The organism is Psychrobacter sp., assembly GCF_049295055.1.
Lineage (GTDB): Bacteria > Pseudomonadota > Gammaproteobacteria > Pseudomonadales > Moraxellaceae > Psychrobacter.
Window position 1 is genome coordinate 1 of record NZ_JBAQQF010000016.1, and the last position, 14720, is coordinate 14720.

13 protein-coding genes are annotated in these 14720 nt (G+C 42.6%); 12 read left to right on the forward strand and 1 reads right to left on the reverse strand.

The genetic code is table 11. The features are described from left to right. The 8 genes from WAZ74_RS02630 to WAZ74_RS02665 form a co-directional block, all read left to right on the forward strand. A partial coding sequence (locus WAZ74_RS02630) for an FAD:protein FMN transferase (protein WP_422305512.1) occupies nt 1-538 on the forward strand: 538 nt, incomplete at its 5' end. A 2-nt stretch (nt 539-540) separates the two neighbouring features. Then, nucleotides 541-1224 (forward strand): ferric reductase-like protein, encoded by a 684-nt coding sequence (locus tag WAZ74_RS02635; RefSeq protein ID WP_422305514.1) that lies wholly within the window; start codon nt 541-543, stop codon nt 1222-1224. An 84-nt stretch (nt 1225-1308) separates the two neighbouring features. Further along, nucleotides 1309-2007, forward strand: coding sequence for a VIT1/CCC1 transporter family protein (locus WAZ74_RS02640; protein ID WP_422305516.1), 699 nt, complete (start codon nt 1309-1311; stop codon nt 2005-2007). Between the two features lie 157 nt (nt 2008-2164). Next, on the forward strand, nt 2165-2794 hold the full coding sequence (locus tag WAZ74_RS02645; RefSeq protein ID WP_422305518.1) for a DedA family protein: 630 nt from the start codon (nt 2165-2167) through the stop codon (nt 2792-2794). Nucleotides 2795-2916: 122 nt separating this feature from the next. Continuing rightward, nucleotides 2917-3531, forward strand: coding sequence for a YceI family protein (locus WAZ74_RS02650; protein ID WP_422305520.1), 615 nt, complete (start codon nt 2917-2919; stop codon nt 3529-3531). Between the two features lie 88 nt (nt 3532-3619). Next, on the forward strand, nt 3620-4978 hold the full coding sequence (locus tag WAZ74_RS02655; RefSeq protein WP_422305522.1) for a cytochrome c: 1359 nt from the start codon (nt 3620-3622) through the stop codon (nt 4976-4978). Between the two features lie 89 nt (nt 4979-5067). Next, nucleotides 5068-6681 (forward strand): flavin monoamine oxidase family protein, encoded by a 1614-nt coding sequence (locus WAZ74_RS02660; RefSeq protein WP_422305524.1) that lies wholly within the window; start codon nt 5068-5070, stop codon nt 6679-6681. 49 nt (nt 6682-6730) lie between these two features. Next, nucleotides 6731-7375 carry a c-type cytochrome gene (locus WAZ74_RS02665; RefSeq protein ID WP_422305526.1) on the forward strand — a complete coding sequence of 215 codons (645 nt, stop codon included), beginning with the start codon at nt 6731-6733 and terminating at the stop codon, nt 7373-7375. Between the two features lie 369 nt (nt 7376-7744). Here the strand turns inward: WAZ74_RS02665 and WAZ74_RS02670 are convergent, their stop codons facing one another. After that, nucleotides 7745-9388, reverse strand: a complete 1644-nt coding sequence (locus tag WAZ74_RS02670) for a phosphatase PAP2 family protein (RefSeq protein ID WP_422305528.1) — start codon at nt 9386-9388, stop codon at nt 7745-7747. Nucleotides 9389-9931: 543 nt separating this feature from the next. Here WAZ74_RS02670 and WAZ74_RS02675 point away from each other — a divergent pair. Genes WAZ74_RS02675 through WAZ74_RS02690 form a run of 4 tightly spaced genes read left to right on the forward strand, consistent with a single transcriptional unit; the run spans nt 9932 to nt 14688 of the window. Next, nucleotides 9932-10429, forward strand: coding sequence for a spore coat U domain-containing protein (locus WAZ74_RS02675; protein ID WP_422305530.1), 498 nt, complete (start codon nt 9932-9934; stop codon nt 10427-10429). 5 nt (nt 10430-10434) lie between these two features. Then, complete coding sequence (locus WAZ74_RS02680) at nt 10435-11196, forward strand: molecular chaperone (RefSeq protein WP_422305532.1); 762 nt, start codon at nt 10435-10437, stop codon at nt 11194-11196. Then, nucleotides 11147-13642, forward strand: a complete 2496-nt coding sequence (locus WAZ74_RS02685; protein ID WP_422305534.1) for a fimbria/pilus outer membrane usher protein — start codon at nt 11147-11149, stop codon at nt 13640-13642. Before WAZ74_RS02680 ends, WAZ74_RS02685 begins: the two co-directional genes overlap by 50 nt. Then, nucleotides 13642-14688, forward strand: a complete 1047-nt coding sequence (locus WAZ74_RS02690) for a spore coat U domain-containing protein (protein WP_422305536.1) — start codon at nt 13642-13644, stop codon at nt 14686-14688. The genes WAZ74_RS02685 and WAZ74_RS02690 overlap by 1 nt, the downstream gene beginning before the upstream one ends. Nucleotides 14689-14720 lie beyond the last annotated feature (32 nt).

Here is a 14720-nt window from a genome sequence, read left to right on the forward strand (position 1 = left end):
CAAAGGCTGGTGCGCCATGCAACTGGCTAAGCATATTAGCTATCTTCATGACTGGCAACCTCCCTGTTTAGTAGATATGGGCGGAGATATAGCAATCGGCGTTCCAACAGACCAAATAGATAAACCAATTACCTGGGGAGTTGCTATTGCCAAACCTTATATTGCTGATGGTCAGAACGTTCAAGACGATGAAGATGTCGCCATTCTTGCCATTAGCTCCGGTGCCGTCGCCACTTCTGGGCAAGACTATCGTCGCTGGTGGCACGACGGTCGTTGGCAACATCATTTAATCCACCCTCATTACGCTCGTCCAGTAAGCAGTGACGTCCTAACCGCCACCGTACTTGCCACAGATACGCTAACAGCCGAGGTCTATGCAAAATACTGTGTGCTTCTTGGCGTAACTGAAGCGATGGCATGGCTTAATAAACATGATATTGCTGCACTGTTAATCGATACGAATAACAAAGTGTTGGTGACAGCTGCTATGCATCCAAATTTAGTCCAACAAAACTTGATTGCTAGCATAGGAGCATAATTATGAACATTAATAATCCTACCAGCACTCAAACTGTTTTCACAACAAACCTTCTTACTCAGGCTTTATGGGTTGGCTTAATTTTAACCATTGCTATCGGAGTCGGCAGCTATGCGCTGTTGACGTGGGGAGAGACAGTTTCTCAGCTAATGACAGCCACTGATAAGCACTTTTGGTATTTATCGCGGGCAAGCGGGGTTATTGCTTATACTTTATTTTGGTTAGCCGTCGTTTTTGGCTTATTGCTAAGTACGCGTTTAGGCAAGCATTTTAATGCGGCACGAGTATTTGCCTTACATCAGTATTTAAGCCTGATAGCCGTGAGCTTTGCCGCGTTTCATGCTGGTATTTTATTAGCGGATAACTTCCTTAATCTTAACTTATGGCAAATCTTGCTGCCTTTTGGTTTCCAAACAGAGCGTGTGGGTGTTGCATTGGGACAATTAGGGTTTTGGCTATTATTCATCTGCGCCTTTAGCTTTTATATTAAGAAGTATATTGGGCAATCAGCATGGCGCTGGCTACACTTTTTAACCTTTATGGCTTATATGTTTATCAGCATTCATGTATTTATGGTGGGATCGGACAGTCGAGCACTGCCTTTATTATTGTTTTATGCAGGCAGTCAGACATTGGTCTTTTTACTGATGACCTATCGATTAGTGGTGTTAAAACAAGCCAAATAATGATGCATGAAGTCATGCAGTGTTGCGCAGTTATAAGCTACACTGACATATTCTAATTCATGTCAAAACCGTTTGAGGTTAGCTATGCAGCATTCTATTCATGACGAGGCTCATTTAAGCAATCGCAATCATTGGTTAAGAGCGGCAGTACTGGGCGCAAATGATGGATTAATTTCAACCGCTAGCTTACTAGTTGGTATCGCTGCTGCAGGCCCGAGCAGTCAAACATTGCTATTAACAGGGATGGCTGCGTTGACAGCAGGTGCTTTATCGATGGCAGCTGGAGAGTATATTTCAGTATCATCACAAGCAGATACCGAAAAGGCAGATTTGGATAAAGAGCTGCATGAGCTGACTCATAACCCAGAACGCGAGCTGTTTGAGCTGACAAAAATCTATGAGACACGCGGACTAGATCACGTATTGGCACATCAAGTTGCAGTGGCGTTGACCAAGCATGATGCGCTTGAAGCTCATGCCCGTGATGAAATTGGCTTAACCGACCTTAGCCAAGCTAAGCCTATTCATGCCTCAGTCGCTTCTGGATTATCTTTCATTGCTGGGGCGATATTACCGATTATTGCTATTCTCCTGTTGCCCGCGCAAACATTAGTTTGGTCACTGGCGTCTGTCACGATAGTAGGCTTAGCGCTACTTGGTGTAATATCGGCTCGTTTGGGCGGCGCACCTGTTATTCCTGCTACTGCTCGTGTAGTGATTTGGGGTGTGCTAGCGATGGTTGCGACATCATTGATTGGACGACTATTTGGTGTGGCTATCTAGAGCACAAGTTATTCCTATAAAAGCTATGCTTTTCACATTAGCCATGACCTTAACGCTATCTTAACGCCAAGCTAAGTTATGATGATAGAGATAGAAATGCATGATGTATTAGCTCATGGTTCAAAAAATCACATCAGTTACTTAACAAGGTATTGTAATGAGTCAAGTAAGCGCGTGGGTACTAATTATCATGGCAAAGTTCGGTTATCTCGGCATTATCTTTGCTATGTTTGCCGAAAATATTTTTCCGCCCATACCTTCTGAGCTTATCATGCCAGCCGCAGGTTTTGCGGTGGCAAGAGGTGATTTAAACTTAATATTAGTCATCCTAGCAGGTACGCTTGGCTCAGTGCTTGGGGCACTGCCGTTATATTATCTAGGGCGCTTATTGAATGAAGATCGCTTAATGCTATTTACTGAAAAATACGGCAAATATGTGTTCGTTAAGCCTAGTGATATACGGTCCTCTAGTGTTTGGTTTGATAAACATGGCAGCAAGGCTGTCTTCTTTGGACGTATGGTGCCGGGTATTCGCTCATTTATATCCATCCCTGCGGGAATGAGTAAAATGCCGATTCTTCCTTTTTTAGTGTTTACTGCTTTGGGCTCAAGCATTTGGACAAGCTTATTGACCGTTGCTGGCTATTATTTTGGTGAGAATTACGAAGTGATTGAAACTATGCTAGCGCCGTACTCTAAGGGTTTCTTATTACTTGCTGTGGTTATTATTATTGCTTGGTTTATGAAACGTCGTTTAATGGCTCGACGTAATATCAATAGTATTTAATTGAAAACGTAGTTTTTTATCTGCTGTAATGAACGACCCTTGTATTTAGTTTAATAAGATAGGGCTAGTAAAAGTTTACGAAGCGTGTCATAAGTAAGATTACACAACAAAGGAATGTTGTCATGAGCCAGCTTGTATTTGACAAAGTCGTATTACGTTACTACAAGCCGTTAGGGACGCTATTATTGCTGGCAGGTTGTACGGTTGGCAGCCATGCAGCCACCTATAAAATTGAGCCTGACCATTCCAACGTACGCTTCGCTATTGACCATTTTAAAACCTCTGCTACCACGGGCGGCTTCTATAATGTGACGGGAATACTCCTGTATGATCCGAGCGCAAAAACCGGCGACATCTCCCTTATTATTCCCATAAAATCCTTAAACACCGGTAACAAGATTTTTAATCTTAAACTGATGGGACCTGATTTTTTTAATATGGAACAGTATCCATTAGCACGTTTTGAATCTACCAAATGGCATTTCACCTCTGACAAAGACAATCCAAAGGTCACACGAGTGGATGGCAAGCTAACTTTAAACGGTCAGACCCATCCTATTAGCTTACTGGCGACTAAATTTAATTGTTACCTGAGCTCTCCAATTAATAGAACGGTCTGTGGCGGCAATTTTACCGCCACGATTGACCGTACTCAGTGGAATATCAAAAAATATGTCTTATTCGGTATGACTAAAAATTTGACTTTAAATATTCAAGTTGAAGCGGCTAAACAGTAGTTTTTTAAGTTCAGTAAATAATCAGCGTGTCATAGAGTCATAGCCAAAGTTATTACAAATGAGTTTTTGCCAGCCTAGCGAGGATACTATGAAGCCAATTCCTATAATATTATCAGCACTTATACTTAGTATGGCTTCCAGCGCTGTCATGGCTGATAGCGCAAGCTCTTTTAATACTAAATCGTCCAATATCAGCCCTGCTATTAGCTTACCCAATGTAAGCCCTGCCAATAGTAATCTTGCCAATCGCGGTGCCTACATTGCACGTACTGCTGACTGTATGGCTTGTCATCGCGAGGACTATAGCGGCGGCGTCGCGATTGAAACCCCGATTGGTAATATTTATTCGACCAATATCACTCCCTCGCAGCGTTATGGTATCGGTAACTATACCGAAGCCGACTTTAAAAAAGCCCTAAAAAAAGGTCGTGCGCCTAACCATCAGCTTTATCCTGCAATGCCCTATCCGTCTTATCATGGTATGGCTGATGCGGATATCAGTGCGTTATTTGCTTACTTTCAAACCGTACCTCCAGTGGAAGAAGCCCCTGAAAAAACCACTAAACTGCCCTTTCCGTTAAATATCCGCACTTTAATGCTCGCTTGGAATGTGATTAACGTGCCTTCTACCGAAAACCGTGCAGGGCTCAGCCAAACTCAGCAACGCGGTGAATATCTGGTGAATAACTTAGAACATTGCGGCACTTGTCATACCCCGCGCAACCTTACGCAAGGCCTTGATAAGAAAGAATACTTATCCGGTGCGCCGCTTGGTAAATGGTATGCACCCAATATCACCCCTGATAATGATAGTGGTATCGGGCGTTGGAGCGAGAACGATATCGTCACTTATCTCCGTACTGGCATGCTCGATAAACGCGCTTATGCCGGTGGACCTATGGCTGAAGCGGTCGCCCATAGCACGCGCTATCTAAGCGATGAAGACTTGAGTGCAATGGCTGCTTATCTAAAAGTTGTCCCTATCATCAAGACGGACGATTACGTGATACCCGTAGATACCTCACGGTTGCCTAATCCGGTCAGCAGCTCTATTACCTATAATTTAATTGAGCAAAAAGACTATTTAGCGCAGGCAAAAGCTACTATTAATGCTAGTGCTAATAATGATGCTGGTAACTCATCCAAAGCGCTGTATCTTGCTGCCTGTGGGAGCTGTCACGGCGTAGATGGCTACGCGCAGCCTGATGCTCGTTACGCCTCTATCGTTGGCCTTAGTAGCATTCGCCGTACTAAACCAGATGCACTGATTAATGTCATCGCTTATGGCGCAAAAGGGGCATTAAACACCGCACCCAAAATGCCCGGCTTCTCTAAAGAGTTAAGTCATACGCAGATTGCCAGTATCAGCAATTACGTGCGGATAAATTTTGGTGGTCTGGAAAGTAGCAATGTGAGTGCTGCTGATGTCAAACGCATATTAAAATGAGTGCTATTAGCCTCTCGATTAATTCAGCTATAAAAACACCTAGTACCACCTGATATCATGGATGACGGTTCTATAATAAGGATAATAAAATGAATGATATGCTTCAATCGCCCACACGTCGGCAACTGCTGTCAATGATTGGTAAGACTGCAGGGGCAACAGCAATGTATCAGGCGATGACTACGTTAGGCTTTGCTTCTGAATCTAGCTTTAAACAAGAGATGAATTTAAAAGGTGCGCCTGCTGGTGCTAGCATTGTGATTCTTGGCGCAGGATTGGGTGGGCTTACTGCGGCCTACGAGCTACGTAAGGCAGGCTATAAAGTGACGGTTCTTGAATTTCAAAATCGCGGTGGCGGTCGCAGTTGGACACTAAATGCAGGTGATAAATATACCGAGCTTGGTGGCGGCGAGGTAACTTGCGACTTTAAAAAAGGCAACTATTTTAACGGTGGACCATGGCGCTTGCCGGTTCATCATTATGCGGTATTCCATTATTGTAAAAAATTTGGTGTGGCATTACAGCCCTTCATACAAACCAATGACCGCGCCTATTTGCATCGTACCACGCATTTTAATGGTGCGCCGCAGCGCTTAGGTGAAGTGCAAAGCGACATACGTGGTTATGTCTCAGAACTATTATCTAAAGCGGTCAATACCGGCAGCCTTGATAAAACGGTCACCAAAGAGGACAAAGAGAAACTCTTAGAAGGCTTGAAAGGTTGGGGTGTCCTTGATAATAATTATCGCTATGTTAAAAGCCATGAAACCAGTAAGCATAGGGGCTATAGCGTTTATCCGGGTGGCGGCTTGATGCCTGATTCCAAGCCCTCGATGCCGATACCGATGAACAAACTGTTAAATTCAGGTATGTGGTCAGATATTTATAGCAACTATACGACCTATGACCATCAACCAGCGATGTTCCAGCCTGTCGGCGGTATGGGAAAAATCGGTGATGCGTTCACTCGCGAATGCCGAGACATGATTACGTTCAATACTAAAGTCACTAAGATTTATCAAGATGAGACTGGCGTGACTGTCGACTATGTCGATAGTAATAACATTGGTAACAATCTAGATGGCGAAACTAAAACCGTGCGCGCGGACTGGTGTATCTGCACTATTCCATTATCCGTATTGACCCAAATTGACATTAACGTGTCAGCGCCGATGAAGCAAGCGATGGCAGCCGTCCCTTATGATACCTCTTATAAGGTAGGTTTAGAGTTTAAACGCCGCTTTTGGGAAGAGGACGAATGGATTTATGGCGGTATCACCTATACCGACATGCCCATCTCACAAATATCTTATCCTTCACACGATATGTTTACCGCCGGCTCAGGCGTGCTGCTCGGTGCCTATGGATTTGGAGAAGCCTCTTATAAATTTAATACGCTGAATCCAAAAGAGCGCATCGATGCGGCACTACAATATGGCAAACATATCCATCCACAATATACCAAAGAGTTCCGCTCTGGAACTTCCGTCGCTTGGCATCGTATTCCATGGTCGCTCGGTTGCTATGGCATTTGGAGTGAATCAAGCCGTGATCAGTACTACGATACGCTATGCGCGATTGATCACCGTATCGTGCTGGCAGGTGAGCACTGCTCGCATATCCCGGCATGGCAAGAAGGCGCAATTTTATCCGGCATGGATGCTGCTCAGCGACTGCATCGAAAGGCAAAAAAACTTGGTTAGTAGAAGTGATTATTAAAGTAAATTAATTATAATAAATTCAGAGGTAATCATGGACATGATCAAACCAAACCTGCTTGCTTTGTTGATGGTATCAATTATGGGAAGCACAGTCGCTTTATCTGGCTGTAGTCAATCTACCAAAGCCAACACTGTCACTCTTGCCAGTCAGCAACAAGCCGCGCAAATGATATTTGATAATCAAGCCAGCCGTAATAATGGCGCGTGGGGTGCCGTCTATATGACCAAAGAAGAGCTTAGGTCGCCGCGAGTTAATATCGTTGATGTTAGCTCACTACCAAAAATGGCAGAAGATGCTAGCCTACAAAAGTGGCTTGCAAAATTCGAAGGAAGTATTGAAGGTAAAAAGGGGTTTATAACTACCAACGGCAAAAAGCTCTATGACGATTCTTGTGCTGGCTGTCATATGCAAAAAGGTGAAGGCGCACAAGGCGCAGGTTACTATCCGCCACTTGCCAATAACAGTAAGATGCAATCAAAGTATTATATTATTAGTATCTTAATAAATGGCCTTCGTGGTATGCCCTCTTTTCACAGTATGATGAACGATGAGCAAATAGCATCAGTCACGCAGTATGTGCATAGTGATCTTAATAATTTCACTGATAAAGTCACTGCTGCTAATGTCGCCCAGCTCCGTCATGAGTTTCCGCCGGGTTCTGACCCTAGTGAATAGCATCGATGTAATCTTTATATATTTAGGTCTCAATAAAGAAGAATCATCCGTCTGAACGTGCTACTAGCATAAATTTTCCTTGCTTGCTGTTCGCAAGCGTGACAGAGGCTACGAAAAATTCATAGCAGTAGCACTGTATCGTTTTTAAACAGAATCAACTATACACCGATAGACTTATTTCTTTAGGAATGTATTTCCGTGTTCGATTAGAAAGGGTTACTAAGGGAATTTTGCAGTAGTAAATAATAAATGGGTTAATCTTAACGGCAATCAATTTGATAGTCTTTCTAAGAGTCGCTGATATTTGTAGTTAATTAACGTTGTTATTAATGCCTGTTATAAATGAAAGTCTTATGCAGATTTATATCGTCATTCTTTTTCAATATCAATGACTCCGTTCTCAGAGCTGCTTATATGATTGTTAATAGGGTTATCTTTATAACTGGTAATAGCGTCTACTAATGATGGTGGCAGATACGCCTCTACAAGCTGCGCATATGGATAATGTTGCTCAATCCAAAACCGATAGCTGTGGGCTGTTAGCTTGCCACAATAAACTAAATACAAGACTTGTACGCCTATGCTGCGAGACAAACCCATCACGCAATGAAAATTAATAAGCGTTATTTTATTAGGGTGATTCCCGACTTCCCTCTCGCTATTAGCCACAATACATTGAGTCTCAGTAGCGTCCGCCAAAGCGTCAATCCGTTTAAACAAATCAATATAGTCTTTGACCGCTATCTCACTTAATGGTTGCAAATCCAGTAAGGGCAAATAAAGATAATCGAAATGAAAACTAGGTGGATTACTGATAAATAAAGCGTTTATAGGTTGAGTATTTAAATGAGTATTAATAATACTTTGAGAGGCTACTTCAAGCTTAGAACGATGGCTAGATATTTCTGCAGCCAAGTCAACCACGATAATCTGATATTGTGCTACAGGTGGCAATTGTGTTGGCTGACTCAATAAATCTAATGCGCTAGCATTAAATAACCAATAAGTGAGATAGCTCTCTAAATTGGCCTTTATTAATCTCGGAGTGGCAACGACAAATGCAGTGTCATTAGTAGAATATGGTTTGATTGCAGCTCTATATTCTTTTTGGAATAGCTGATAATACCACTGCCCCGCTAGCGACATAACGTTATAGATTATGATTATAGGTGCAAACTTAATCCAAGTGGATAAGGTTAACTTTCCACTGCTGTTCTTTTGAAACCAATGTTTCACCCGAGCATATTTAGGTTGTTGATACGCCCAAGCTAGCATCATAAAGCTAACTAACCAATACAGAGCGATGGCAATCGCTAAATTTTCTATAATAGAGAGCGTTATGCCGCTACTATTAGCAAGGTAAAACCCTGCAATGGCTATCAACAAGAACCCTGTAACTCCTAGTGCTAAACACTTAGTTACCAGTGCATTACGGATTAAATTTGAGAGGATTAACACCACACCTGCCAGCATCACTCCGCCTAGTATATCTAGCAAATGATGCTGGTAAGTCAAGACGGTCGAGAAAATAATCAATGTACATATACTTATAAGCAAGAAGCGATAAGTACTTAAAACCCATATCTTTTTAGACTCTATAACATCCCACAATGACACCCCAAGTAATATCGCATAACTGACATGCAAGGATGGTAGCTGATTAAAAGGCTTATCAACCAACTGCAAAAACTGATAGCCAAACTGCGTCCAATCGTCAGGTATTACCCTATAAAACGAAAAACGAGCTGGATAACAATAAAAAATAAAACAGGCAAAGGTGGTCGCCAATATCAGACGACGTGTCAATATTGATAATTGTGCAGCCGTGCGCACTAAAAAAAAGCTCGCGACAAATAATATTAATGACCAGCTATACGGAACGATCATGACCGGTATAAATGGTATGACGTCATCAAATGGTGTGGCCAGATTATGAATTTGTGCAGGATATAATTTATATAATGAAACGCTATAGAAAGTCGTCAAGTTATAGAGCAAATAAAATATTGACAACGCAATACTTAGATGCCTAAAGCGCACTGAGTTAGATAGAGAATAAATAGTAGACAAGGAGTTCAATAAAATAGCCTTGAAGTATTACCAAACTATTTGCGTTGGCTGGTCGTACTATGCGTAATTTTTGGATTAATACAACTTTTAATAGCTGTTCAAGTTGAGTAAGCCATTAAAACGTCAGTATTGGATGGTCGACTTAGAGATAGCTTAAGTACTAATACTGGATACATATATGCTTTAAAAAATATTTTCATAAAACTTGCTCTTTGCTACTTTATTAAATCTATTGACCTCATAATCCATCTTTTAAATATCTTGAGTTATTCAGACTCATAAAAACTATGCAATTACCGTTCATCATACTAGAACATCCACTCATCTTGAATCATTAGATTAAAACTAAGCTCTATGTAATCATTATGTTAATGAAGTAACAACAAAGATATCTATAGTTATTCAAACTGGCTTTAAACAGGAGATTTGTATTTCTCTTGTAAGTCACTGAAGCACATAGACATATAAAATTACTGGAGTTTTACCATGCAATTTCAAAAATCCCTATTGACCGCTACTCTACTTGCTGTTATTAGCTTAACTACTATTCCTGCTAATGCTGAAACTATCAGTGGCGCTTTCGACGTTAAACTTAATATTAAAAAGACTTGTAAAGTAGAAGCTAAAAAAGGTACACAAGATATTGACTTTGGATCTTATGTAGCTGGTACTGCAGGCTTAACTGCAAGCTCATCTGCTGCTATCAAAGTAAATTGTTCTAAAACAACACCTTATAATATTGGTCTAGCTGGCTCAGGTGTGATGACTGATACTGTATCGACTAATACTGTTGCATACAGTCTACTTAAAACTGCTGGTGGTACTGTTTGGGGTAACACTGCTACAGAAGTTGGCGGTACAGGATCAGGCATGGCAACTGCTCAAGCCAAAACACATACTGTGTTTGCTGCTGTAACTGGTCTTACAGATGACCTTACACCAGGTAATTATCTTGACACCGTTGCCGTTACTGTAACTTACTAGTATCTATGTTAAATCTCTGGTTACGTCGTATAGCCACATCGGCTGTTATTTCTGGCTTACTATTTGCTAGTAGTGGTGTCATGGCGAGTGGCCTTCAGGTCTCTCCTATTTCCCTCAGCTTGCAAGCCAAAGAAAATGCCAGTGGACTGACACTAAGTAATACGGGTGACAATCTGGTACATGCGCAAGTGCGTGTGTACCAGTGGACTCAAGATAGAAATGGCGACCAACTCGCCACGTCACGTGGTTTATTGGCTAGTCCGCCAATGATAGAGCTGCAACCAGGTGAGTCACAACTTATTCGCATTATTCGTGCATCCGCTCCTCCCAGTGGCGCAGGCGCTGTAGAAGACGCTTATCGGCTATCTATTGATGAAATACCAGTCAAATCTACGGAATCAAAGACTGGCTTGCAATTTGCTCTCAGTTATTCATTGCCCGTATTTGTACAGCCTGTAGGGATTAAAGAGACTTCTCCAAAATTACGATGGACTTATACCGTGCAACCCGATGGTAATCAGGTTGCTATGCGTGTGAGCAATAGTGGTAATGGGCATGCTCAACTGGCCAAACTCAGTTTCGATGATGCTGCTGGTAAAAATATTGAGATCAATTCAGGTTTACTGGGTTATGTCTTACCCGGTGCTACTATGCAATGGACACTCAAAGTACCTCCAAACGTATTAAAAAATAGCGGTAAAATTAAGGTGATGATTAATGGAACTGACACAATTCAAGACGTCACGTTGGACAGTTCCACTCGCTAAAATACTCTTTCTGCAGAGTGTCGTCATTTCAGTTAGCCACGCCATAGAACCTAATGAAGTTGCATCTAAGGATAATGTGTCTGTAGAATCTCTTTCTTCCGGTACTCCCGATGCTCGGCTGAATCAGCTCGGTCTGGACAGATATAATACTACCAATACTGGTGGTCTCGATCTATATTTAGACGTCACTATTAATGGCGCTAGTGCAGGTTTAGCTCACTTTGACTTTCGTGAAGGTGAGCTCTGGGCAAGTACTGCTATCCTGCAACAGCTCGGCTTTATCTTGCCATCTGCTACAATCAACCCAGTACGTTTAAACAGCCTGCCTGGTATAAAGGTTGATTATGATGCCCGCCAGCAAACGGTCAATATTATTGCACCGTTAAGTATGCTCAGTCTGGCTACCACCGTCGTTAACACTCGCAATAGTAAACGCACATCTCCCACTGCATCTCCCGGTATATTGTTAAATTACAACCTTTATGGTACACAGTCCGAAAACAACGCTACCAGCCTAAGTGCTTTTACGGAACTCCGCGCTTTTAATTCCAAAGGCGTCTTAAGCTCGACTGCATTGACCACAGGTAACCGCTCTTCTAATAGTAGTGCTAATGGCGATAACAACAACCGAGACTGGGAAGGTCGAACTGTACGTCTAGATAGCAGTTGGAGCCAATCATTCCCCGACAAGCTGATTACGGTTCGTGCTGGCGATATACTCACCGGTGCACTATCATGGACGCGATCTACGCGCTTGGGTGGTCTACAGATTGGTAGCAATTTTAATTTGCAACCTTATATGACCACTACTCCACTTCCTTCGTTTTTTGGTTCTGCAACGCTGCCTTCTGCGGTAGAGCTCTATGTCAATGGTCTAAAGCAATACAGCGGTGACGTACCGGCTGGTCCGTTTGAGCTCAATACCGCTCCTAGCATCAGTGGTACAGGTAATGCTCAGCTTGTATTGACCGATGCATTAGGTCAAAGCTCTACCGTTAATTTCTCTCTATATGATACTCATAGATTACTACAGACTGGTCTGGCTGATTGGTCTGTCGAGCTAGGTACCGTACGTGAAAACTATGGTATAAAATCCTTCGATTACGGCAGTGATATCGCCGTTAGTGGTACCTTACGTTATGGTGTAAACAATCGCTTTACTGCAGAGACTCATGCCGAAGCGACCAAAGATCTCGCTAATGCAGGTATTGGTGGGACGTGGGTATTGGGTGGACCAGGCGGCGTCTTATTTGGCTCATTAGCAGGCAGTAATAGCCAAGGGCAAAGTGGTGCACAATACAGTGGCAGCTATTCATGGAATAACAATCGCTTTAATATCGGTGTTAATACTCTAGGTACTACTGGCAATTATCGTGATGTGGCTACCCAATACGGATCAACCCCCATACGTCAAAGCAATCAAGTGTCAACAGGTTATAGTACCGAGTCTCTAGGTAGCTTTGGCGTGAGTTATAATCAGGTGGACTATGCGGAAGAAGATACTGCACAATTTGCTAGCGCCTATTGGAGTAAATCTTTTGGCCGACGCCTCAGTATAAATGCCAACTATAACCACGACCTAAATAACTCTGAAAACAATAGTGCTTCGATTGGTGCCTCTTTTTCACTGGATCGTAATATCTCGTTCAATAGCAGTGTCCAGCATACAGACGATCGCAATGATTTTGCGGCTGATGTGTCACAATCAGCTCCGAGTGCAGGTGGTATAGGATGGCGAGCTCAGGCAAGGCACAGTATTGATAACAGCACGAATAGCAATAATAACGGCGGCGGACTGGCAGAACTAAATTATCTCGGTCGCTACGGTCAAGTACAAGCAGGCGTCAGTAGTTATGATGGGGATTATTCTACCTTTGCCAGTGGCACGGGCTCTCTAGTTATGATGGGCGGTGGCTTATTTGCCGCACGCCAGATCAACGATGGTTTTGCCGTGGTATCTACTGATGGCGTCGCTGATGTGCCGGTGTTGCTACAAAATAATGTAATTGGTACTACTAATAGCCGTGGTCTATTGCTGATATCACCGCTCAATGCTTATCAAGATAACAAGATTGGTATCGATCCTATGGACTTGCCTGCTGACTTGCGTATCGACCAGGTCAGTATTAGTGCTACACCGACTGACCGCGCTGGTACGCTGGTGGCATTTGGTATTACACAAGCGCACTCTGCCTCTGTTATCCTTATAGGTAGTGATAACAAACCCATAGAGATTGGCAGTCAAGTACGATTGACTAATAAGAAGGATGCACCATCGGCTATCGTCGGTTTTGATGGTGAGGTATATTTAGATACGCTGGATGAGCATAATGCACTAGAAGTCACTACTCCTTCTGGTGATGTTTGCAAAGTCAGTTTTGATTATCAAAAGCAAGGTGATGAGATTCCACTAATAGGGCCATTCATCTGTCAGAGGGTACAGTAATGAATATCAATATACTTCAGTGGCGATACAGCACATTCTTAATAATATTCTTGTTGTGGCTATGGTTACCGATAGAGAGTGCGCAAGCTTTTCCTTTATCATCTGTTGACTGTACAGCAAGCATGCGCACTAACCCTATCAATATTGGTAGTACTATTACTCCTGATAACGCTGGCCGTGCAAGCATTGATGCCACTTTAGAATACAGTTGTAAGAATAGAGGTTTTTTTAGTGGTTATGTATCAGTTTGTCTTGCGGCAAAGGGTGGTGATAACTCTACTGTCACTAATCCCCGTTACTTGACAAATTCTACCGATGAAACCTCAACATTGCCATTTAATATGACTTTACCTGGAGGTAGTATTTGGGGCACCCGCACGAATAGTGGTTCAGAATACCAAGGAAGCCAACTCTACCTCCCCGGTCTAGTTTTTGGCAGCCCTACTAAATCAGATAGTGTTACTATCACCGTATCTTTGCTCTCAAGTGAAAAAAATACTTTCCCTACATCTGGCACATACACTAACTTTTTTGGTGGAGGCTCTGCTACATTAATTTATGATACCGACAATAGTGACTCTAATTGTGCAACAGCTATTCAAGGAACCAAACCATTCACATTTACAGTTCAAGCTACTGTCATTGACAGCTGTAAAATTACTGCTAGTCCAGGCATTATCGATTTGGGCAGCTATTCGGCAAGTGAGACAAATACTATTAAAGGTAATGGTGCTATCGGCGTGACATGCACAAATACCACACCCTACAACATCGGTTTGGCTCCCTCCAACGGCAGCACAACTGGTGCGGGTGTGATGAGAGGAACTGCTAGTAACACCGACAAGGTGCCATATCAACTACGTTCTTCTACCGGTCTTAGTGGAGCCGTATGGGGTAATACTGCCACTTCTACAAGTGTGGGAAATGGCGTAAATGGGACTGGTAGTGGAGGCGTTCAAAATAAGACTGTATATGTCACTGTTCCTAGTGCTGATTTTAAACCAGACAATTACTCTGACACCGTGACTATCAACGTGAATTATTAATTACTAAGTCTCTCCTAAAATAAAAATGCACT